Here is a 21854-nt window from a genome sequence, read left to right as displayed (position 1 = left end):
CGAAAACGTTAGTTGATCGGCGGTTGAGCTGGACGGTCATTCAGCCGCGCAGTCCCGTCTAGAGGGATCTCCTGCAGACCGGCGATCAGCTCGACCTGAAGTCCATCGCCATGGGCGGTGAACCTCAGATCGCAACCGCAGCGCTCGGCGATGGCCTTGACGATGGAGAGCCCGAGTCCGCTGCCGTCACCCTCGCTGTTGCGCCAGAAGCGTTCGGTGAATCGTTCGACTTGTTGTGGGGCAATGGCCGGCCCGTGATCGACCACCCTAAAGCAGACCCTGTCTTCAGCGTGCTGCTCCAGTGACAGTTGAACGTGGGACCCTGGGCGCGTATGCCGGCGTGCGTTGTCCAGTAGATTGCGCAGCGCCGCGATGGCCAGGGCGGGCGGCATGGCCAGCTCACGCAGTGGCACGTCTGCCGCCACGTTTAAATCGATGCAGGGGCCCTGCTGCTGGCTGGCGTCAGCGATCGCCTGTTGCGCCACCTCGGCGGCCGTACATCGAAGGCCGTCATCGAAGGAAACAAGCCCCTCCACGCGGGCCAGCATCAGCAATTGCTCCAGCGTTCGGTGCAAGCGATCAGTGCCGACCTCGGCCTGGGCCAATGCCCGTTTGGCGGTGTCTCCCTCGGTCATGGCTGCGACCTGCAGATGAGTCTTGATGGCGGTCAGCGGGCTGCGCAGCTCGTGGGCGGCATCGTCGGTCAGCCGTCTTTCGCGTTCGAGCGTTTGTGCAATCCGTGCAAATAGCTGGTTCTGCGTTTCCACCAACGGCACTAGCTCCGGTGGCAGCCGTTCGACGTGCAACGGTTCGACCGAGTCAACGCTGCGCTGCGCCAGGGCGGTGCGGATTCGCCTGAGTGGCGACAGGCCTTTGCCAAGGCCGATCCATAGCACGATCAGGCTGCCGAGGAGGGCGACCAGTACCGGCAGTGCCGCAGCCAGTAGCACCGACCGCTTGAGCGTCGCGCGCTCATCGAGACGATCAGCCGTGGTGATGCGCATCCCGTCGCGGATCATGGTAAAGCTCCGCCAGGCGGTGTCGCCGATCAGTTGGTCATGAAAACCGGTGCGCTGGGCATCAAGCACGCTGTCCGGCGCCGCATGGCTGCGCGCCAGGACCTCACCGCGCAACGAGCTGACCTGACAGGCCAATCCGTTCTCGATGCCGAGCTGCTCTGCGCTCAGGCGAGTGATGCCGCCTTCACCCAGCTGCGGCTGCGGCAGTTGCACCAGCAGGCCTGCGACCATCCGAGCCGATGCTGCCAGACGCTGATCGAGTGACAGCATCAGCTGGTTACGCACATCGAACAGCATCCAGGTGGCTGCCACCGACCAGAGCAGCACGAAAGCGGCGCCGAGGGTCAGGGTCAGACGCAGGCGCAAACTCATGAGTCGGGCGCTCTGGCGGGCTCGGTTGGCTGCCCGGCGGGTCCCAGTCGATAGCCGAGGCCCCTGACGGTTTCGACGATGCCATTGCCCAGCTTGCGACGCAGATGATGGATGTGGACGTTGAGCGCGTTGCTTTCGACCTCGTCGTCCAGTCCATACACCGCGTCTTTGAGTTGCTCGGCCGAAAGCACCCGGCCAGGGTTTTGCAAGAGCGCTTGCAGCAGCGCCTGTTCGCGCCGGGACAGGTCAACAGGTTCGCCTGCCATGGAAGCCGCGCAGGCTGCCGGGTCATAGCTCAGCGGGCCGTGTTCGATCAGGTGCGTCGTTCGTCCGGCGCACCGGCGCAGCAAGGCATGCAGACGGGCTGCCAGTTCGCGCAGATCGAAGGGTTTGACCAAGTAGTCGTCGGCGCCCGCCTGGAGCCCCGAGACACGCTCGGCCACCGCATCCCGGGCCGTCAGAACGAGCACGGGCAGTTCGAGCCCGCGACGCCGCAGTCGCTGGAGGAAGTGCAGGCCATCCTCGTCGGGCAGCCCCAGGTCGAGAATCATCAGATCGAAGCGGGCAGTGCGCAGCAACGCGTCGGCCTGAGCGGCGGTCGCGGCATGGGCCACGCCGAAGCCCTGGGCTTGGAGCCCGGCAACGATGCCACTCGCGATGAGTGCGTTGTCTTCTGTCAGCAGTACCTGCATGGGGGAGCTCATCTTGAATGCACCGGCCAGTATCGCGCTTCTCGATTAACGGAGCGTTATCAAAGGGTACGCTGAGTTGCTCGCGCAGTGCCGCTTGTCGGCCTTTCGTCGTGGGTCAATGGTCAGCTCCAAGCCAATTCGTTAACGGCCCCTTAATCCCCAGTCGCCATGCTCGCGTTGAATCTGGTGACGGAGTACGTAGTTCATGCGAGCGGTCTTCTTCTCTCTGGCCTGTTGCCTCTGGCTTGTGCAGCTGGCGAGCGCCGCGCCGTTTGCGCTTGGTCAGAAGCAGGAGACGTTTTTACCGGTAGACCAAGCGTTCAGCCTACATGTAGAGCGCCCAGCCAGCGGCGGTGTCGTGCTGCGCTGGGACATCGCGCCGGGTTACTACCTGTATCAGGAGCGGCTGCGGTTTGGTGGCTTGGCAGCGAGTGGCGAACCGCAGTTGCCACCTGGGGAGCCTTATCACGACGAGTATTTTGGCGATTCGCAGGTCTATCGCAACAGCCTGGAGGTCACCATCGCCGAGGCAGGCCTCGCCACGCTAGAACTGGGATGGCAAGGCTGCGCCGATGCCGGTCTGTGCTATCCGCCGCAGACTCACACGATCGATCTGAAGAGGCCTGATGCAGGGACATCTGAGCCTGTGCAGGCCGATGATCAGGCACTGGCGAGCAGGCTGGCGCAACAGCCGCTTGGCTGGAGCCTGTTGATCTTCTTTGGGCTCGGCTTGCTGCTCGCCTTTGCGCCGTGCTCGTTGCCGATGCTGCCAATCCTTGCCGGTATTGTGGTCGGCAGCCGATCCAGCCCTAGCCGCGGCATGCTGCTCGCCGTTTCCTACGTGGTCAGCATGGCGTTGGTCTACGCAGCGCTGGGTGTCGTGGCTGCGCTTCTCGGTGCGAATCTGCAGGGGTGGCTGATGCAGCCCTGGCTGATCGCCAGTTTCGCCGGGCTGTTCGTTCTGCTTTCCCTGCCGATGTTCGGTTTCTTCGAGCTGCAGTTGCCAGCCGGTCTGCGTGATCGGCTAGAACAGGCCGGACGCAAGCGCCAGGGCGGCAGCCTGGCTGGGGCCAGCGCGCTCGGGGTGTTGTCCGGCTTGCTGGTCGGGCCCTGCATGACCGCTCCTCTGGCCGCAGCATTGCTGTATATCGCCCAGAGCGGCAGCGCCGTCAACGGAGGGCTGGTGCTGTTTGCCCTGGGCCTGGGGATCGGAACGCCATTGGTATTGCTGGTGATGGTCGGCAATCGCTTCCTGCCGAAACCGGGCCCCTGGATGGATCGCGTCAAAACCACGTTCGGTTTCATTTTTCTGGTCGGGGCCCTCTATGTGCTCCGCCCGTTGTTGACGGACTCCTGGTGGGTGGGTGTGTGGGGCGCATTTTGGCTGCTGGTTGCCAGCGCGCTGCTACAGCTATCGCGTCAGCTCAAGCTGCACAAGGTGTTGCTCAGCTCCGTTGCAGCGTTAGCGGGCGTATGGGGGGTTGCGCTGCTGCTGGGTGCGGCGGGTGGCGCGCAGGATCCGAATCGGCCGCTTGCCGTATTCACCAGCAACGTCGCTTCGGCAACTGAGGTCGAGGGCCCGCAGGGTTTCGTCGGTTTAGCCGATCCGGCTGTTCTTGATCGTGAACTCGCTGCCGCCAAAGCTGCCGGGCAATGGGTACTGATCGACTACTACGCGGACTGGTGTGTGTCGTGCAAGGTCATGGAGAAGGAAGTGTTTGGCAACGCGCAGGTGCAAGCTGCGCTCAAGGGCGTACGCATGCTGCGACCGGATGTGACGCAAACCAATTCCGCCACCCGCGAACTGCTGGGCCGCTATCAGGTCATGGGGCCGCCGACGCTACTGCTGATTGGCCCGGACGGGGCGGAGCGCCGTTCGCATCGCATAACCGGTGAGGTCGACGCCGGCCAATTCCTAAGCACATGGAACGAAACGATGGAGCAAGGCTGATGATGACAATGAACGTGGGGCCGTTGGCCCTGGCCGTTCCCCATGTATTGCTACTGGTGAGCCTGTTTCTCGCGATGTTGACCGGCTGGTGGGTTGGGCGGCGCAGCGAGCGCAACCCTGAACAGCAGTTGTTCAGGCTGCTGCTGGTGGCGCTGCTCGTCGCGCGGCTGTCATTCGTGCTGGTCTATGCCGAGCATTTCCGTGATGAGCCCTGGCGCGTGATCGACATTCGTGACGGCGGGTTCATTGCCTGGCCGGGCGTGCTGGTGGCTGTACTGCTTGGCGTCTGGCTAGCCTGGCGGGAGGGCAGTTTGCGCAAGCCGCTGGGGGCTGCGGTCGCTGTAGGTGTGCTGAGTTGGGGGTTCGGGACCTTTGCATTGCATGCCTTCGAGCAGGGCACGCGTCTTCCCGAGATGGGGCTGCGCAACAGCCACGGCAAACCAGTTGCCTTGCAGGACTTCGTCGGTAAACCGCTCGTCGTCAATCTGTGGGCCACCTGGTGCCCGCCCTGCCGGCGAGAGATGCCGGTGCTGGCCGAAGCACAGCGCAACCAGCGCGAGGTGACCTTTCTGTTCGTCAACCAGGGCGAAGGCGAGCGGGTCATCGCGGACTTCCTCAGCGCCGAAGGGCTCGGTTTGGATAACGTGCTGCTCGACACCGGCGGCCGTCTCGGCCAGCACATAGGCTCTTCGGCGCTACCGACAACGCTTTTCTACGACGCCGACGGACGCCAGGTCGGCAGCCACCTCGGTGAGCTGTCTCGCGCCAGTCTGGCACGCGCTCTTGAACAACTGGAGGTAACCACTCAGCCATGAAAACTCTGCGACCGCTTTCTTTGTTCTGTTCAACGCTGGCCTTGCTGCCCGCATCCGTGGCGCTGGCGCAGGCCCTGCCTCCTGCGGTCCAGGCCGTTGAAGCTCGCGGCGCCGAAGTGGTCGGCAGCTTCGACGCGCCGGGCGGATTGAAGGGCTACGCAGCACGCTACAACGGACAGGGTATCGCGCTGTACCTGACGCCCGACGGTGACCACGTTCTGATCGGCAGCTTGCTCGATGCCACCGGCGAAGACCTGACGCGTGCTCCCCTTGAAAAACTGGTCTACGAACCCCTCAGCAAGGAAATGTGGCAACGGCTCGAGAGCAGCACCTGGATTCAGGACGGCGCTGTTGAAGCGCCGCGAGTCGTCTACATGTTTTCCGATCCGAACTGCCCGTACTGCAACATGTTCTGGAAGCAGGCCCGACCGTGGGTCGAGTCCGGCGACGTCCAGCTTCGCCATGTCATGGTCGGCATGCTACGTCCGGACAGCGCGGGTAAATCTGCTGCGCTTCTGGAAGCCAAGAATCCAGCGGCCGCCTTGAACACACACGAGACCGCAGGAAAGGCGAGCAAACTGGAGCCGCTTGAGGACGTATCGCCTAAGCTGACAGAGAGGCTCGAGGCGAACCTGACGCTGATGGCGGAAATGGGTGCCTCGGCAACGCCGGCCATTTACTATCTGGACGACAATGGACGTCTGCAACAGCAGCAAGGTGCACCTCGTCCTGATTCGCTGACCAAGATCATGGGGCCGCTTTCAGCGAAACGTTAAAAAGGGCGAAACAGCACTCCCTGCTGCCAAAACAATAAAAAACGATCTGGAGGCTTTATGAATATCGCTCGCTGGCCGCTGACGGGAGTGCTGTTAGCAGCCTTTCTGCCCGCTCATGCCGCCGATTCAATGGTTGTCTACACGAAGGGCGGGGCCAACCCTGCCGCGATGGCATGTATTACTTGTCACGGGGCTGAGGGCGAAGGGATGGCGGCGGCTGGCTTTCCCAGGCTTGCCGGTCTCTCGGCGGGTTACATGCGAAAGCAGTTGGCCGACTTCGCGTCTGGAGCCCGCGCCAACCCCATCATGCAGCCTATCGCCGCCGCCTTGAGTGCCGAGGAAGCGGACGCAGTCACGGCGATGCTTGCCGACAAGCCTGGACCGGAGGTGGAGCGGGTCGGCCGAACTGCGGCGGTCGGAGGCCCAGGTGAAACGCTGGCCCTGCGTGGTGCCTGGGAGCGCAATATCCCTGAATGCGTCGCCTGCCATGGCCCCAGCGGGGTGGGTGTCGGTGATGCCTTTCCGCCGTTGGCGGGACAGTCCGCGCAATACCTGGCCGCGCAGCTAAACGCCTGGCGTCAAGGCACGCGCAAGAACGATCCCAACGACCTGATGGGGCACATTGCCCGTAGCCTGACCGATGACGAGGTCAAGGCCGTCTCGGCGTACTTCGCCGGCTTGACCGACCAAGGAGCAGCAAGATGAAAACCCAAACCAGCGTCTTGCTGTTGATCGCCCTAGCTGTACCTGCCTATGCCGATGACATCGCGATGGACGACCAGTCGCAAATCCTTACCGGGGCGGGCGAGCCGGCCAGCAGCCGGTACTTTCAGCCACCCCAGGAAAGCGAACTTCCCGACAATGCCTACGGCAAGCTGGTCCAGGAAGGCCGCGCCATCTTCGTCGACACCAAAAACCGGGCCCCGGAATATGTAGGCAACGGCCTCGCATGCGCGAACTGTCACCTCGAGCAAGGTCGCAAAGCCAACTCCGCTCCGCTGTGGGCGGCATACACCATGTACCCGGCGTACCGGAAGAAAAACAACAAGGTCAACAGCTACGCCGAGCGGCTACAGGGCTGTTTTCAATTCAGCATGAACGGCAAGGCCCCGGAAGCGGACGGGCCGGTGATCGCGGCGCTGACGGCCTATTCCTATTGGCTAGCAACGGGCGCCCCGACTGGCCAGGAACTACCCGGTCGAGCCTATCCGGAAGTGCCAAAACCGGAAGGCGGCTATGACCTGGTCAAAGGCGAGCAGGTCTATGCGGCCCAGTGCGCCGTATGTCATGGGCCGAACGGAGAAGGGCAGAAGTCCGGTGGCGATTATGTGTTTCCACCGCTCTGGGGGGCGGACTCGTTCAACTGGGGTGCCGGCATGCATCGGATAAACACCGCCGCCGCGTTCATCAAGGAGAACATGCCGTTGGGCAAGGGCGGGACCTTGTCGGATGAAGACGCCTGGCACGTGGCAGCCTTCATGAACAGCCACGAACGGCCCCAGGATCCGCGGCTGATCGACGGCTCGGTCGAAAAGACCCGAGACAAGTACCACGCCAACGATGGCGTGAACCTCTACGGTGAAATCGTCAACGGCACGATGCTGGGCAAGGGCCTTTAGTCGATAGGGCTCGTATCGCAGCGGGCTAGGGCGCCCGCTGACGTTACACCATAGGCAGCCGCTCCCGAAGGTGATTCGCGGCGTCGACACACGTCCCTGCCGTCTGACATCAGTGCTCCCCCAGCCATCTGTTTGCGGCTGTCGCGTAATGGCCGGCTGGCTACCGGTCATCATCCGAAAGAAACAGGTCGAATGATTTGAGGAACTGTCATGGCGATCGCGCCCCAAAACTGTACGAACCGCATTTTGCGGGCCGTGAAAGCAGAACGGAGGAGATACTGATGACACTCAAGCAATCGGCATCCTTATCGGCAGCAATACTCGCCGCAACCCTGGCCGTTGGCCTGCCCGGAACTGCCGTCGCGCAGCAGACCGGCCAGACCAATCAGGCAGGCCAACAGGCCGGAACGGGGATGCGGTCCATCTCCGTAGGCCATAACGTCGTGGACGCAGTGGACGATGTGCGCGAGACCAGTGCCGACTTCATTGGCGCGCTCCTTGGTGCCGAGGAGGGCCTGGGACTTGGCAATTGGGAGCAGCAGGAGCAGCGGCTCAACCAGATCGAGGAACAGTTGGAGCAAATGGAAGCCGTGCTGGACGAAAAGGCCGAAGCCACGGACCAGGAGTGGATCGACTGGATGGGCGGTCCAGATTACAGCGTGACCGTGACCAAGCAGATCAAGAACCTCGGCGCCCATCTGGAGCAGGTCTCCAATATCCTCGCCGAGAATTGGCAGACCAAGGGCATCCAGGTACTGATCGGCAGCAACGTTCTGGATCAATTACGCGACCTGCGCGAAACGACCGGCGATCTGCTCAACGCGATGGAGAATGCGGGCAGCGACTACGGTTGGACGACGGATCCGAACAGGTTCAAGGAATCGCGGGAGCGGCTGACGAAGATGTCCAACGACATCGACCAACTGTTGGTCATGTCGGACGCTGACTGGCGTGCCTATCTAGAATCTGACCGATTCCATATCGTCATCCACGACAACGTGGCGACCCTGGCCGATGTTCTTAAGAACATGACCAAGCCGAACCAGGGCTGACTGGCGGATTTGAACCCCAATTTTCGCTACGCTTTTTCCTGCAAATCCCCGCAATATGGGCCTTGCCTTCCTTGTATTCCCTGCGTTTTACCGCCTTGATCAGCAGTGTTTTCGACAGATTTTCGACACTGCAATCATGCGTTCGCTCGTTGTATCCCCATGCAGCAGCGAGTTAATCTAAATTCTGAAAGTTAAGCTAAGTCCTTACTTGTACTCCCTTGCCAACCACTCAGAGGTTCGCATTTAAATTAACCCAATGCAAAGCAGCCGGCTAACCATGCGCAAAGAAATCAGTGAAGAGCAGATTAACATCGAGTCAAAAGCAGGATTTAAGCCTCTAACAATAGAGTCTGGAATTACGCTGCTGCCATTTTCGGAACTAGGTGATCGCGAGTTTGAGCTATTGACTTATCTTTTAATACAAGAAGAAATAGCTTCGGCTGAGCACTTTGGCATAACTAATATAAGTCTGATGCAAGGTGTGGCTGAGCGAGGCCGTGATTGCGTTCTTTACAATCAAGGGGTGATTTGCGGGCTTGTTCAGTGTAAAAAATTCTCTGCGCGTCTCTCCAAGCCACTAGTCATGAAAGAAATAATAAAATTCGTTTTGTTCTCAAGGATAGATCAATCATTGCTGCCTGCTCCTGAGGCCTTCGAATACAAGCTTTATGTATCAAATGACCTTACAGAACCCGCAATCAAGCTGGTCAATTCATATTCGTTTGAAATTATCAATGAGACCGAAGGTGAAACGGTAGATAACTATATAACAGAAGTAATTAGCGAATACGAATCCTTTGCTGGATTTAAGCAGGAACCGCCCTTGGATGAAGTAAAGGAAATATTGAGGAAAATAAAGGTCACATATTCAAACGCAACTGATCTGTCAGCGAGAATATATAAAAGAGACAGGCTTCTAACTTTATTTTTTAACGTAAAGACCATTGTGGATCTCGCAAGCGCAGACAGCTTGATTAGAAATGCTTTGGATGACTACGGTCTTAAATACCTCACAGACCAAGATCTGAAGAAATTACAAGACCGCATAAGCGGCACTGCGGAGGGAAATAGAATTAACCTGGGATTTGTTGACTTCTTTGGCTATAGCAAGGAATTCTTTAGGTTCCTCAAAGGAGAACGATTTGACGAAGTAATAAGAACTGTGATGAAAATTAAGTACTTGCTAGATCGGCATTTGTTGGACTTTATTTCGTCAAAGATTAGCGAGCTTATCTTAATACATATTACGAAGGCGTTATTGAATCAAGGAAAGATACACGCGTTCAGTGTGGGGGTTGCCGCTCCTTATTTGCTAAAACGTTTAACTATGACTATATTGGCAGGCTCAATGCCGAAAGATATGTTACCTAAATTCTACCCTCAATTCGCATTGAGCAAGCAGCAGCTTGTTTCGGAAGTGGCTGGCGTGCTTTTTGACAGTAGCGAAAGAGTTATGGCTGGGGATTACAGTCAGCTTGTTGGTAGCCCTGAAGATATAGAGTTCAAGATCCGCATATATGCTCACATGCACCAAGGCCTAAAAGGCATTGACGATGCAGTGGAGGTTTTCTCCAAAGACATGAGGATTATTCAGCCAACTCTCGACAAAATTGAGGACGAGATCAATGTTCTTTTAGAAAAGCATAGAACTGTTGTTATCAAAGACTCTTCTTTTTTTGATGATCAAGAGCAGATGCAAGCTTTTGCCGACACTATTAGAGCCATAGACAAATAGCAATTATATTGCGAAGCATAGTTCGCAGTAATAATGAGTGCTAGATCACACTGGACGCACGTGACTTAATGGAAAGCATAGGCATAGCCAAAAAATGGCAATTGATGCACGCACTTTGTGCTTTAGCTTGATCCGTCGTATCGGCCAGCATTACTTGGTTCCCAGCGCTCGGGCATACCATCGCCTAGCTACTTTCCGTGTGATTGCTATCCCGCGTTGGGTTGGCTCAAGTTTCGGTTGGCCTCGTCATAGGCCGGGCTGGTCTGTCCGATCTCCGGGGCAATCTGCCCGCTGGCCAGCCATAGGGCATACTGGGGGTAGATCTTCACTAGTACGTCTATCTCGTCTGCGCTTACGCGCACCGCACCCTTGCTGACGTTCCGCCAGCGCTCGTAATCACCACCTTGTTCGCTTGCCCGCTTGGGGCCGATCAGCTTGAGCAACGCGCGTGCTCTATCGGATGCGCTGTGCATGCAGAAAAATTTCCTGAGTAGCTATTGCTCCATCATGCAAGATGGGTAACAATCGCTCCATGGGTAGTTGTTACCCATTGGTTGGTTGGTTATCTAAGCCGAACATAGTGGAGTAAAGCGGATGGATACGGAAGGTTTTGACCCGCAAAAGCTGCACGGCGCCCCGCCCCTTATGCCGTGGCCGAAGTTCGCCGAGTGGATCGGCATGGGCGACGAACCCATCGTGGTGCGCACCTGGTTGGATCGTGGCTATCTGCCTTCGAAGAAGGTAGGCAAGCGCACGATGGTCAACGTAGCCCTGCTGCATCAGCCGCTTCTCGAACAGGAGTGGACGCTATGAGCAAGGCAGACGAGAGCCACGACCTATGCAGCATCAAGACCTTTGCCGAAATGAGCGGCGTAACGGTTGAGGAGGCCATCAACTGGGCTGACTCCGGCGCCATCCCAAGCATGAAGCTGGCGGACTTTCGCATGGTCAATCTGGCCCGCCTGCGTGATGACTTGCTCAAGGGCAAGACTGAGTTTCAACCGGGGGATTACAGCCATGTCTAGCCAACGCCTCGATCTCGATGCGCAAAGCGCGCTGGCCTATGTAGGTCAAACCGTTCTGGTGGAATTGCGCTGGGACGATGAACCAGATTCCTTCTGGCAGTGCATGCATGTCCTGGGCGTTGTGCTGCCGATGGAGGGCGTCTGTGATCTGGCCTATTTCATGGGGCTGAACGTCTCCAGCCAGCTTGACTACCCGAACGAAGTCTACTTCTCCGATATCTGCACCATTAGGGTGATGCGGCACCGCGACCGGCATGGTTCCGGCAACGTACTGGGCCGCATCGCCCTTCCTAAGCATGCAAGGTCAAGGGCCGCGCTCCCGGCTCGTCGGAACAGCTCCACCGTTCCGTCGAACGGAAGCACGGGCGCAGCGCACCCTTGACCCTGCACGAACATGAAAAGCCTATCGCTGGGAGTGTGGGGTAGCTTCTCCACCCCGCGCTCCCGAGCCCTCGGCGGCAAGAGCGGGATGACAAGGGCGGCGCCCTTGGTGTTATTCGTCCTCGCGCGCCGCGCCGATCTCAAACTTCCCCACCTGCTCGCACTGGCCAGCCTCGCGCTCTGCATCGCCTGGCTAAGTACACCACCGCCTGACCGTCCCCTGATGACCTTCATCCAGGACCAAACCTGTCCTGAAGATCCGACCGCGTTATTCATCGACCCGGTGACCTGTACCGAAAGCCTTTGCTGCGAGCTGGCCGAGCACTCTCACACGCGCGGAGGCACGAGGCGCGTGAGCGTGCGCAGCCAGCGCGCGCCGCCGCGCTGACGTCCCTGTAGCACGTCAGATAAATACAGATTAACTACCGCATTAGTCAGCATTAGGAAGTGAACCAAATGAGCAAACCAAAGGATTTTCTTCGCCTAGACATGCTTGCCCGTGAAGATCGCAGCGGGCGTCTGTTCGTCGATCCTGGTACAGCCGCATTCGTCGATCTGTCCAAGGTCCGGTTGCTGCGTTGCGGCGTGGATACGGTCCGCCAGTTGTACCGCGGGCAGATTCGCCCCGAGATCATGGCGCTGTTCGAGAAGCCGGGCGCGATGGTCGAGTTTGCCGGGGAGATCTGGCACGCCGGGCGTGTTGGCCGGGACTCGGGCTACCAGTACAAACTGCAGAACGCCGACCTTGGGTTCATCCTGCTCATCAAGAACTTCAACGCGAAGCTGGAGCAGATCGGCCCGCACCTGAAAATCGAGGTGTCACCGCACGCGATCGACGCGCTGTCGCCGGAACGGCTCCAGGAGCGCATGGATTATTACGCTGCCGCCGTGATGACCCACCGGGAGCGCAACCAGTGTGCCGTCCACCTCGCCCTGGATCTGCAAGGCTGGACGCCTCCTGCCGACCTGACGGCCCGCATGCACTGTCGTGCACGTGCCAACCGCGATATCTCGGGCATCAAGGAGATTCAGTGGACCATGGAAGCAGCGACCTATGGCAAGGGCCAATCCTTTCTGTTTGGCTCTGCCGGTGGCGTACAGCTCGGGATCTACAACAAGACGCTGCAAGCCCGTGCGAGTGACAAGCTCGACTATTGGGAAAGCGTTTGGCGTCGCCGTGATTCGTTCGATGCGAAAGACCCGGAAAACTACAACCCAGCCCAGGACGTATGGCGCGTCGAGCTGCGTTACCACCATTCGGTCATCCAGCAATTCGCCAGCGGCTAGACCGATGTGAAGACCGGCCAAGCCATCGACACGGATTCGTTTGCTGCTTTCTCTGCCCATCTGGAAGGCCTGTGGCGCTACGGCATGAGTCAATTCAAGCTGCTCGCCCGCCCTGGTTACTTCGAACCCATCTGGACGCTGTTACGGGAAGACGCCCGGGTCGATTTGCCAGTCGATTCCCTGGTCGATGAGACGGAATACAAGCGTTACTACAAAACCTCTCGAGGCTTCTCCGGCAAGAACGTGGAACTGTTCCTGGGAAACTTCGTAAGCCTGCTGGCAAGGGAGCGAGTGGGCGCTAACAAAGCATTCGAGACCCTAAAGCAACGGGATTGCTGGCCGGTCATCCGCGATCACTACGCCGCCAAGGATATGAGCGAGCGGGATCTGTACAAGCACATCAAGAGCCTGCTCCAGGAGCGTCATGTGAGGTGGGGTAGGGCGGTCTGATGGCAATTGAACAACTGCCTGACGGTCGCTGGAAAGTCGATGTTGAGCCGATCAAAGGCAAACGCTTCCGCAAGACGTTCAAGACCAAGGGCGAAGCTCAGCGGTTCGAGGCGACGTGTCGGGCGAAGGTAATCGAGAACCGGGAGTGGTCGCCCAGCACAGCAGACACGCGACGGCTGACGGGGTTAATCGAATCCTGGTATGACCTGCACGGCCACTCGCTAAGGGATGGATTGCGGCGTCGTCATAAGCTCGATGCTTTGGCCAAGCGGTTGCGGGATCCCATCGCCTCGCGAATCGATCCACAAGCCTATGCGCATGATCGCCGGGTGCGTATTGAAACAGGCGCCTCGCCGAAGACGCTCAACAATGAGTTGGGCTATCTGCGCTCGGTCTACAACGAGCTTCGCGGCTTGGGTGTCATCAAGTACGAGAACCCGTTGGCCCTGGTGAAGCCATTGAAGATCCAGGAACGAGAGCTTTCCTGGCTGACGAACCCTCAGATTGCGGAGTTGCTCGATTCGATCCGTACAGGCTGTGATAACCCTCATGTCGAACCGGTTGTGCTGATCTGCTTGGCGACCGGTGCTCGATGGTCCGAGGCGGAAAAGTTGAAGCCGACCAGCGTACGTAATGGCGTCATCACGTTCAGCGGGACGAAAAGCGGAAAGGTGCGGTCTGTGCCGATCTCGGCCGAGCTGGAGAAGCGACTTGCGAAACACTGGAAACAGCACGGGTCCTTCATGCACACGATCACTTCGTTCCGTCGTGCCCTAGCCCGAACGACCATCAGGCTACCGAAAGGGCAAGCCGCTCATGCACTCCGGCATACCTTCGCCAGTCACTTCATCCAGAACGGCGGGAACATCCTGACGCTGCAAAAGATCCTGGGACACTCCAGCTTGGCTATGACCATGCGATATGCCCATCTGGCTCCTGATCATCTACAGGACGCGGTGCGTTTGGGGCCGTCATTTCCCGTTTAGCATGTTGAGTTGGTTGATTGCCTCATCAACCCGCTCCATCGACACTGTCGCGAAGTGCTCTCTACATTTTGCTTCGAAGGCTTCTTTTCGCTGCGAATCTTCCGAAACGTACTCCAGGTAATCTGCCATGCCGTTTCGAAAAACTTGGATTAGGTCGCTCAGGTGAACCGCCACTAGCTCGCTAGCTGCGTCTACGGAGTCGATTAGTTCTTCCAAGCGTTGGCTGCTCGCGGAACCCCAGGCATAGGCAACCTTCCTAATTCCTCGCTGGGTGAGGCTCGAGGTCGGCGTTAGGGTGTGCACTAGCCCACAGCGTGCAGCGTAGAGTTCCTCCGCTGTGCATTTGATACGGGGATCTTTCAGCATCCATTCCGATACCCATGCCTTGAACGCCTTTCCGCTCGCTTTGGGATTGCTGCTTGATAGCCAACTCACGCTGTCGATCGCGCTATACAGCATCACCAGCGCGGGGGTCTGAAGGTGATTATTTTCACAGTACTCGATTGCCTGCAGGGTCTGCAGATAGCTGTTATAGAAGTTTTGAGTCATAGCATCCCTGCATCTTCGACACTCTTTCGACAGTCGCTACCCTGAAAGCAAAAACCCCCGAAATTCACTAGGAAAATCAGGGGTTTAGGTGTTTCGAATTGGTGGAGCCGGGGGGATTTGAACCCCCGTCCGCCAGCTCTCCACTGTCGGTACTACATGCGTAGCCAAATCTATTGAGTTAACTCCGCGCCGCCCGATTGGCAGGGTGCTTGGAGCGAGCTGCATGAGTTTTAGCCGTTACGTCTGCAGCGAACTTGGCGGCGATCCTGTTCTATCTGACAGTCATTTCGGGTTTACAGGCATCCCCTAGTGACCGCTGGCGCCGAAGCGACCAGATGAAGGTTAGGCGGCTAGCGCGTACCCTTCGTAGTTGTCGTCGTTGGCAACTATAAGTTTGCAACAGTGGATTTACGAGTTCTGTTACCAACTCGGCATGCACCTAGAGCTTTGTTACCGGCGTCGAATCCTAATCGGCCCCATGAAGCGTGTCGCTGCCTCATGTGTTGCGCAGTGTACGCCATAAGGTCTAGCTACGTCGAACGCTTGATTCCCTAGATTAGGGCGGCTCGTCGAAATTCAAGAGTGAACAGAGAATCGGCAAGGCCAACTGCTCGCGGCCCTGCCTAGCGGGCGTATCAGTTACCGGTGCCTGATCCGGTGCCGCTGGTGCCTGTGCTGCCGGAGCTGCCTGGTCCTTCCAGCCTGCGCAGTGCTTGGGTGGTGTGCACGATGCAGTTTTCGACGTCGCCAGCTTGCTGCGCCTGGCGCGCTTGCTTGATCAGCTCTTGAACTTCGCTGCGAGCCGGCTCACCGAGCGTGGCACTGTTGGTGGCCATGTCGTCTTCGATTTCCTGCATGTTCAACTGACATAGGTTCTTGTCTTCGGCGAACACGGCGGGGCTGGCGATCAGGGCAGCGGCGGCAAGTAGGGCAAATTTCTTCATAAAGTCCTCCAGGGAGTTAACTTCCCGGCGGGCCTGCCTGTTTCTGCAAATTGCGCGGCGGCGCCGAGGCGGGTGAGCCTCTGTTGAAACTGGGCTCCTAACTTCCGACTGCGGCTGCGCTGAAGCGTTTCATTCATGTGCGCCCGCTGCGGCGCTGAGAACCTCTCATACCTGTGCTGTAGCCGCTCTGGGCCGGCTGTTTCGGTTAACCAGATAAACCAGCCCGTGATAGTCGATCCCGCCATGTTGTGACAGGCCGATTTCGCAGGTTCGGCTAGTGGAGATGCCTTCTTCGCAGATCTGCACAGCGTCTTTCAGGCTACGCAGAGCGTGGGCATTGAGCTCGGGGGTGGTGAAGCCTTTGTCGCCAGCAAAGCCGCAACAATGGATACCTTCTGGTACGACCACTTCCTTGGCGCAGCGGCGTGCGATATCGATCAGGGCCTGGGCTTCGCCGAGGTGTTGTGTACTGCAGGTGACGTGCACGGCAATCGGCGCGTCCTGCGGCTCGAAATCCAGCTTGCCGATCAGATGCGTGCGGATGAAGCGCACCGGATCGAAAACCTGCAGACGATCATCCGCCAGGTCTTGAACCAGGCGCAGTGTGCATGGGCTGGTGTCGCAGTAGATCGGATCGAGCCCGCCGCGGCTGGCCTTGAGCAGAGCATCGAGCGTTTGCTGACGCTTTTGTTCGGCCTGTTCGGCGTAGCCTTTGGAGGCAAATGGCTGGCCGCAGCAAAGGCTGTTTAGCTCATCGGGAAAGACGACTTGGTAGCCGGCTTTCTCCAGAAGCGCACGGGTGGTGTCGAGCAGTGGCTCTTGTTCTTGATCGCGTGCTGCGGGACCCATGGCTCGCGAAACGCAGGCGGCGAGGTAAACCACGCGCGGACGTTGGTCCTGCGATGATGGTGTGGGCAGATGAAGTCGCTGTAGGGGCTGCGGTGTGGCTGGCGTCCACTGAGGTACGCGACCTTTGCTGGCGTTGGTCAACGCTGCGGATGTCTTGCTCAGCAGGCGGGTGCCCATCATCAGGTGTGCACCATTGGCGACATGCAGCATGAACCGTGCGCCCTGCACGGCGGTGCTGAAATGCTCGGCCAACCAGCTGGCGGCGCGGGTACTCTCCGCATTGCGACCGCGCAGTTTGCGAACCAGATCGCCCGTGTTGATACCGACCGGGCATCGCTGCGCGCAAAGCCCGGTCGCGGCGCAGGTCTCGACGCCGTGGTAGTCGTAGAGTCGCTCGAGTTCGCTTGTGTCGATGCCGGCCCGCTTCTTCGCTTGAATATCGCGCCATACGACAATGCGCTGGCGCGGCGTCAAGGTCAGTCCGTTTGACGGGCACACCGGTTCGCAGAAACCGCACTCGATGCATTTGTCGACGATCTCGTCGGCAGCCGGCATCGGCTTGAGGTGCTTGAGGTGTATCTGTGAGTCTTCGCTGAGCACCACGTCCGGGTTGAGGATGCCTTGCGGGTCCAGCAGGCGCTTGATCTGCCACATCAGTTGGTACGCCTCGTGACCCCATTCCAACTCGACGAAAGGCGCCATGTTACGACCGGTACCATGCTCGGCCTTCAGCGCACCACCGAACTCCACCGCAACCAGTTGTGTCACGTCTTGCATGAAGGCTTCGTAGCGGGCGACCTGCAGCGGATCGTCGAAGCCCTGGGTGAAGACGAAGTGCAGATTGCCTTCCAGAGCGTGGCCAAAGAGGATGGCCTCGCTGTAGGCGTGTTTCTCGAACAACTGGATCAGACGGTAAACCCCCTCGGCGAGGCGCTCGATGGGGAAGGTCACGTCCTCGATGATCACAGTGGTGCCGGTCTGGCGCACCGCACCTACGGCCGGAAAAGTGTCCTTGCGGATCTTCCAGAGCTGGTTGTAGACCGCTGGGTCTTCGCTAAAGTCGACCTGCTTTTCCACGGGGAAGTGGGCGATCGACGTCATGATCAGATTGATCTGCTCTTGCAGCAGCGACTGGCTGGCTGCTCGCGATTCGATCAGCAGCGCACAGGCGTCTGCCGATAATGCCTTGACCCATTCCGGCATGCCGGCCTTGTTTTCTACAGAGCGCAGGCTGCGGCGGTCGAGCAGTTCCACTGCCGAGACGGGCTGTTGCTTGAGCACCGGTACGGCCAGGCAGCAGGTTTCCACATCGGGGAATACGACCAGCGCGCTGGCCTTGTGCGGATGATCCGGCACGGTGTCGTAGGTCACCGCGCTGATAAAGCCCAGCGTGCCTTCGGAGCCGACCATCAGGTGGTTGAGGATGTCGAGCGGCTCGTCATAGTCGACCAACGCGTTCAGCGAAAAGCCCGTGGTGTTCTTCAGGCGGTACTTGTGGCGAATCTTTACAGCCAGGTCGGTGTTGGCGCGCGTGGTGCGGCCGAGCTCTGCAAGCTGATCGAGCATGTTGCCGTGCGTCTGTCGAAAGAACGCGACGCTGGCCTGGTCTTCGCTGTCGACCACGCTGCCGTCGGCCAGCACCAGGCGCAGGCCAGCAAGGGTTTTATAGCTGTTCTGTGCCGTTCCGCAGCACATGCCGCTGGAATTATTGGCGACGATGCCGCCGATCTTGGCCGCGTTGATCGAGGCTGGGTCCGGGCCGATCTTGCGCTGCATAGGCGCCAGAACTGCATTGGCGTTGGCGCCGATCACGCCCGGCTGCAGGCGAATCTGCGCGCCGCCGTTACGAACTTCGCGCCCGTTCCAGTTATCGCCCAGCACGATCAGCACCGAGTCGGAAATCGCCTGACCGGACAGGCTGGTGCCGGCGGCGCGAAAGGTGACTGGCACCCGCGCGCCATGCGCTAGCTTGAGCAAGCCCACCACTTCCTCCTCGGACTCGACCCGTACCACCAGCTTGGGAATCAGCCGGTAGAAGCTGGCGTCTGTGCCGAAGGCCAGCGTCGAAAGCGGATCGTCGAAGCGCCGTTCAGCCGGTATCAGCTTTTCCACGGCGGCGAGAAAGTCGGTCGGTAGAGCGGCAGGCGCGTTCATTTTGGGCTCCGGTAGAAGAAGCGGGCCGCGTCGGTGTGCCACACGGCCTTCTGGATGGAACCAGCCAGACGTCAGTCGACGTGGCGGCTGGTCTGATAGTGGTCCACTTCGCGCACCAGCGAGTCGGCGCTGATTTCGCTGATGGTCTTGGCGCCGGTCAGAACCATCGCAACACGCATTTCCTTCTCGATGAGGTCGAGGAGGTTGGTCACCCCCGCTTCGCCGTCGACCGCCAGGGCGTAGGCGAATGCGCGGCCGAGCATGACGGTGTCCGCGCCGAGGGCGATCATCCGCACTACATCGAGGCCGTTGCGGATGCCCGAGTCGGCCAGGATTTTCAAGTCACCCTTGACCGCGTCGGCAATCGCCGGCATCGCGCGGGCACTGGACAGAACGCCGTCGAGCTGACGTCCGCCGTGGTTGGAGACGATGATGCCGTCGGCACCGAAGGTCACGGCGTCACGGGCGTCTTCGGGATCGAGAATGCCTTTGATCACCATCGGGCCGTCCCAGAACTCGCGGATCCACTCCAGGTCCTTCCAGGAGATCGACGGATCGAAGTTGGCCGCGAGCCAGCCGATGTAGTCTTCGAGGCCTGTGGTGTGCCCACGGTAGGTGGTGATGTTGCCGAGGTCGTGCGGCTTGCCGTGCAGCCCAACGTCCCAAGCCCAGAAGGGGTGCGTCATGGCTTGCAAAATTCGCCGCATGCTGGCGTTGGGGCCACTCATGCCCGAATGCGCGTCGCGGTAGCGGGCGCCGGGTGTCGGCATATCGACGGTGAAGACCAGGGTCGTAACGCCCGCGGCCTTGGCGCGCTCCAGCGCGTTTTTCATGAAGCCACGGTCTTTCAGCACGTAGAGCTGGAACCACATCGGCCGCTTGATTGCCGGTGCGACTTCCTCGATCGGGCAAACCGATACGGTGGACAGGGTGAAGGGAATGCCTTTCTTGTCTGCAGCGCGAGCGGCCTGGACTTCACCGCGGCGGGCGAGCATGCCAGTCAGGCCGACCGGGGCGAGGGCCACCGGCATCGACAAGGTTTCGCCGAACAGCTGGGTCTCCAAGCTGAGTTCCGACATGTTGCGCAACACGCGTTGGCGTAGGGCGATGCTGGCCAGATCCTCGACGTTGCGCCGCAGGGTGTGCTCGGCATAGGCGCCGCCGTCGACATAGTGAAAGAGGAAAGGCGGCAGTTTGCGTTTCGCGGCGGCGCGGTAATCCGTGGAGGCAGAGATGATCATCGTGTGTTCTCACCGAATGAAACGAGGTAGGTCTCGTGGTGCTCTCGTATACGACGAGAGGGCTTGTTCAGTCTGACGCTTCGATCCAGTGCCGAGGCGAATCGCGCGACCAGAGGGAGATTCCAAACGACTCTGCCCCGAGTTCAATCGGGGCAGAGTCCGTGCATTACATCAGACGCCGACCAGTGGGTCCGTCACGCCCATCAGGTAAATGGCGATCATGCCGATCACGCCGGTGGCCAACACGTAGTACAGGGTAGGCCAAACGGTCTTGCGCAGTGTGATGCCTTCGCGGCCGAGTAGGCCGACGGTGGCCGACGCAGCAACCACGTTGTGGATCGCGACCATGTTGCCCGCAGCGGCGCCGACAGCTTGGATCGCTACGATCATCGCCCCGGAGATACCCAGCGACTGCGCAACACCGAACTGGAATTGGCTGAACATCATGTTGCTGACGGTGTTCGACCCGGCGAGAAATGCGCCTAGCGCGCCGACCGAAGGCGCCAGCAACGGGTAGATGCCGCCTACGCTATCGGCCACATAACGTGCCATGGCGATTGGCATGCTTGGCAGATCACCCGCATTGACGCCGGAGTTGATCAAGATGCGCACCATCGGCACGGTGAACAGCAGCACGAAACCTGCGCTGAGCAGAACGCTGCTCGACTCCTTCACTGCCGCCTTGAGCTCTGCGGCACGCATGCGGTGCATGAAGAAGGTGATCAACACCACAGCAACCAGAATTCCGCCGGGCAGATAAAGTGGCTCGATGCTGGCGCTCACTCCGGTCTCGCCAAGAATGTTGGCAAAGCCGATTGAAACGGACTTCAGTGCGGCGGTGACCTGGGGGAAGACGCGGCTGATGACGAGAATCGCACCGACCAATACGTAGGGCAGCCAGGCGCGGAAAGCACTCATCGGGCGCGCCGCCAGGTCGTCGAGCTTCATCTCGATGGTGCCGATCCACTCAGCTGGCCAGTCTTTAGCGTCAGCGAAATCCCAGTTCGTTTTCGGCACCAGGAAATTGAAACGAGCTGCGGTGGTGACGATGGCCAGGCCGACCAGGCCGCCAAGCAGCGACGGGAACTCGGGGCCGAGGAACACGCCAGTGGCAACGTAGGGCAGGGTGAAGGCCAGGCCGGCAAAGAGTGCGAACGGCAGTACCTCGAATCCGGCCTTCCAGCTTTTTTCCTTGCCGAAGAAGCGCGTCAGCATCATTACCATGATCAGCGGCATGACGGTGCCAACGATGGCGTGGGTGATGGCAACGCTGCTGGTGATCTGCTGCAGGAAAATCGGCCAGCTGGAGCCTTGGGCGGCCAGCTGCGCACCGAGGGTCGCAGTGTCCAGTCCGCTATTTACGCCGACGATGATCGGTGTGCCGACCGCGCCGAAGGACACCGGCGTGCTTTGTACAAGCATGCCCATCAGCACCGCAGCCATGGCCGGGAATCCCACCGCAACCAGCAGCGGTGCTGCGATCGCCGCGGGTGTTCCAAATCCGGACGCACCTTCGATAAAGCAGCCGAACAGCCAGGCAATGATAATGGCCTGAATCCGACGGTCCGGGCTGATGGTTGTGAAACCTGCACGAATGGCGGTAATGCCGCCCGAATGCTTGAGAGTGTTCAGCAGCAGGATCGCGCCGAAGATGATCCACAACAGCCCCAGTGTGATGACCAGGCCTTGCAGGGTCGAGGCGATGATGCGGGTAACGCTCATGTCCCAGATGAACAGGCCAATGGCGGCAGTGAACAAGAACACGACCGGCATGGCGCGGCTGGCTGGCCAGCGCAGCCCGATCAGCAGAACGGCAGCTAGCAGGATCGGGGTAAAGGCAAACAGGGCGAGCAGTCCGTTAGACATGTCAGGCTCCCAGGGTCGAATTGAGCGAATGGGGGCCCGAGCGGACCGGTGATGAACAGATAAACGGAGACCGCATGAAGTAGTCCTCTTC

The 21854-nt window shown here is 59.4% G+C and carries 20 protein-coding genes, 1 other RNA gene and 1 pseudogene; 13 read left to right on the top strand and 9 right to left on the bottom strand.

Going from position 1 to position 21854, the window contains the following annotated elements; all coding sequences use genetic code 11:
- Positions 1-8: 8 nt before the first annotated feature.
- Together ACQKIK_RS04640 and ACQKIK_RS04635 are read right to left on the bottom strand one after the other, a co-directional pair.
- Positions 9-1391 (bottom strand): ATP-binding protein, encoded by a 1383-nt coding sequence (locus ACQKIK_RS04640; protein WP_463308323.1) that lies wholly within the window; start codon positions 1389-1391, stop codon positions 9-11.
- Complete coding sequence (locus ACQKIK_RS04635) at positions 1388-2083, bottom strand: response regulator (RefSeq protein ID WP_463308350.1); 696 nt, start codon at positions 2081-2083, stop codon at positions 1388-1390. The genes ACQKIK_RS04640 and ACQKIK_RS04635 overlap by 4 nt, the downstream gene beginning before the upstream one ends.
- Before the next feature lie 205 nt (positions 2084-2288).
- Here ACQKIK_RS04635 and dsbD point away from each other — a divergent pair, with 205 nt between their 5' ends.
- The 7 genes from dsbD to ACQKIK_RS04600 all read left to right on the top strand — a co-directional run bounded on the left by dsbD (position 2289) and on the right by ACQKIK_RS04600 (position 10031).
- Complete coding sequence (gene dsbD, locus ACQKIK_RS04630; RefSeq protein ID WP_499134903.1) at positions 2289-4034, top strand: protein-disulfide reductase DsbD; 1746 nt, start codon at positions 2289-2291, stop codon at positions 4032-4034.
- On the top strand, positions 4034-4849 hold the full coding sequence (locus ACQKIK_RS04625) for a TlpA family protein disulfide reductase (RefSeq protein ID WP_499134902.1): 816 nt from the start codon (positions 4034-4036) through the stop codon (positions 4847-4849). The genes dsbD and ACQKIK_RS04625 overlap by 1 nt, the downstream gene beginning before the upstream one ends.
- On the top strand, positions 4846-5625 hold the full coding sequence (gene dsbG, locus ACQKIK_RS04620; protein WP_499134901.1) for a thiol:disulfide interchange protein DsbG: 780 nt from the start codon (positions 4846-4848) through the stop codon (positions 5623-5625). Before ACQKIK_RS04625 ends, dsbG begins: the two co-directional genes overlap by 4 nt.
- Before the next feature lie 57 nt (positions 5626-5682).
- Positions 5683-6330, top strand: coding sequence for a c-type cytochrome (locus ACQKIK_RS04615; protein WP_499134899.1), 648 nt, complete (start codon positions 5683-5685; stop codon positions 6328-6330).
- On the top strand, positions 6327-7244 hold the full coding sequence (locus tag ACQKIK_RS04610; RefSeq protein ID WP_463287321.1) for a c-type cytochrome: 918 nt from the start codon (positions 6327-6329) through the stop codon (positions 7242-7244). Before ACQKIK_RS04615 ends, ACQKIK_RS04610 begins: the two co-directional genes overlap by 4 nt.
- 281 nt (positions 7245-7525) lie before the next feature.
- Entirely contained in the window at positions 7526-8296 is a 771-nt protein-coding gene (locus ACQKIK_RS04605) for a hypothetical protein (RefSeq protein ID WP_499134897.1), read from the top strand.
- A gap of 277 nt (positions 8297-8573) precedes the next feature.
- Complete coding sequence (locus tag ACQKIK_RS04600; protein ID WP_241530329.1) at positions 8574-10031, top strand: hypothetical protein; 1458 nt, start codon at positions 8574-8576, stop codon at positions 10029-10031.
- Positions 10032-10237: 206 nt separating this feature from the next.
- On the opposite strand, the gene ACQKIK_RS04595 is transcribed toward ACQKIK_RS04600, so the two are convergent.
- On the bottom strand, positions 10238-10504 hold the full coding sequence (locus ACQKIK_RS04595) for a DNA-binding protein (RefSeq protein WP_241530330.1): 267 nt from the start codon (positions 10502-10504) through the stop codon (positions 10238-10240).
- A gap of 121 nt (positions 10505-10625) precedes the next feature.
- Between ACQKIK_RS04595 and ACQKIK_RS04590 the strand changes: the two genes are divergently transcribed.
- From ACQKIK_RS04590 to ACQKIK_RS04565, 6 genes and pseudogenes are all read left to right on the top strand, one after another.
- Entirely contained in the window at positions 10626-10844 is a 219-nt protein-coding gene (locus ACQKIK_RS04590; protein ID WP_499134895.1) for a DNA-binding protein, read from the top strand.
- Positions 10841-11056, top strand: coding sequence for a hypothetical protein (locus ACQKIK_RS04585; RefSeq protein ID WP_241530331.1), 216 nt, complete (start codon positions 10841-10843; stop codon positions 11054-11056). The genes ACQKIK_RS04590 and ACQKIK_RS04585 overlap by 4 nt, the downstream gene beginning before the upstream one ends.
- Positions 11049-11438, top strand: coding sequence for a hypothetical protein (locus tag ACQKIK_RS04580; RefSeq protein ID WP_241530332.1), 390 nt, complete (start codon positions 11049-11051; stop codon positions 11436-11438). Before ACQKIK_RS04585 ends, ACQKIK_RS04580 begins: the two co-directional genes overlap by 8 nt.
- Positions 11439-11450: 12 nt before the next feature.
- A complete protein-coding gene (locus tag ACQKIK_RS04575; protein WP_241530333.1) occupies positions 11451-11825 on the top strand; it encodes a hypothetical protein in 375 nt (124 codons plus the stop codon).
- A gap of 68 nt (positions 11826-11893) precedes the next feature.
- Positions 11894-13174: pseudogene (locus ACQKIK_RS04570) on the top strand (phage replication initiation factor).
- Positions 13174-14160 carry a phage integrase gene (locus ACQKIK_RS04565; protein ID WP_241530334.1) on the top strand — a complete coding sequence of 329 codons (987 nt, stop codon included), beginning with the start codon at positions 13174-13176 and terminating at the stop codon, positions 14158-14160. Before ACQKIK_RS04570 ends, ACQKIK_RS04565 begins: the two are co-directional and overlap by 1 nt.
- Here ACQKIK_RS04565 and ACQKIK_RS04560 read toward each other — a convergent pair.
- From ACQKIK_RS04560 to ACQKIK_RS04535, 6 genes are all read right to left on the bottom strand, one after another.
- Positions 14146-14709, bottom strand: a complete 564-nt coding sequence (locus tag ACQKIK_RS04560; protein ID WP_241530335.1) for a hypothetical protein — start codon at positions 14707-14709, stop codon at positions 14146-14148. The genes ACQKIK_RS04565 and ACQKIK_RS04560 overlap by 15 nt on opposite strands.
- 99 nt (positions 14710-14808) lie before the next feature.
- Positions 14809-15187: a transfer-messenger RNA gene (ssrA, locus tag ACQKIK_RS04555) on the bottom strand.
- A gap of 157 nt (positions 15188-15344) precedes the next feature.
- Complete coding sequence (locus tag ACQKIK_RS04550; RefSeq protein ID WP_241530336.1) at positions 15345-15653, bottom strand: PA2433 domain-containing protein; 309 nt, start codon at positions 15651-15653, stop codon at positions 15345-15347.
- 165 nt (positions 15654-15818) lie between these two features.
- Positions 15819-18656: an FAD-binding and (Fe-S)-binding domain-containing protein gene (locus ACQKIK_RS04545; protein ID WP_499134893.1), complete on the bottom strand. Its 2838-nt coding sequence runs from the start codon at positions 18654-18656 to the stop codon at positions 15819-15821.
- Between the two features lie 71 nt (positions 18657-18727).
- On the bottom strand, positions 18728-19897 hold the full coding sequence (gene lldD, locus ACQKIK_RS04540; RefSeq protein WP_241530338.1) for an FMN-dependent L-lactate dehydrogenase LldD: 1170 nt from the start codon (positions 19895-19897) through the stop codon (positions 18728-18730).
- Positions 19898-20068: 171 nt separating this feature from the next.
- Positions 20069-21763 (bottom strand): L-lactate permease, encoded by a 1695-nt coding sequence (locus ACQKIK_RS04535; RefSeq protein WP_241530339.1) that lies wholly within the window; start codon positions 21761-21763, stop codon positions 20069-20071.
- Between the last annotated feature and the right edge of the window lie 91 nt (positions 21764-21854).

Source organism: Pseudomonas sp. NPDC047961, assembly GCF_050272435.1.
In the GTDB taxonomy this organism is placed as follows: Bacteria; Pseudomonadota; Gammaproteobacteria; order Pseudomonadales; family Pseudomonadaceae; genus Stutzerimonas.
The sequence above is the reverse complement of the archived record's forward strand: the minus strand, read 5'-3'. Positions and strand labels throughout refer to the sequence as shown.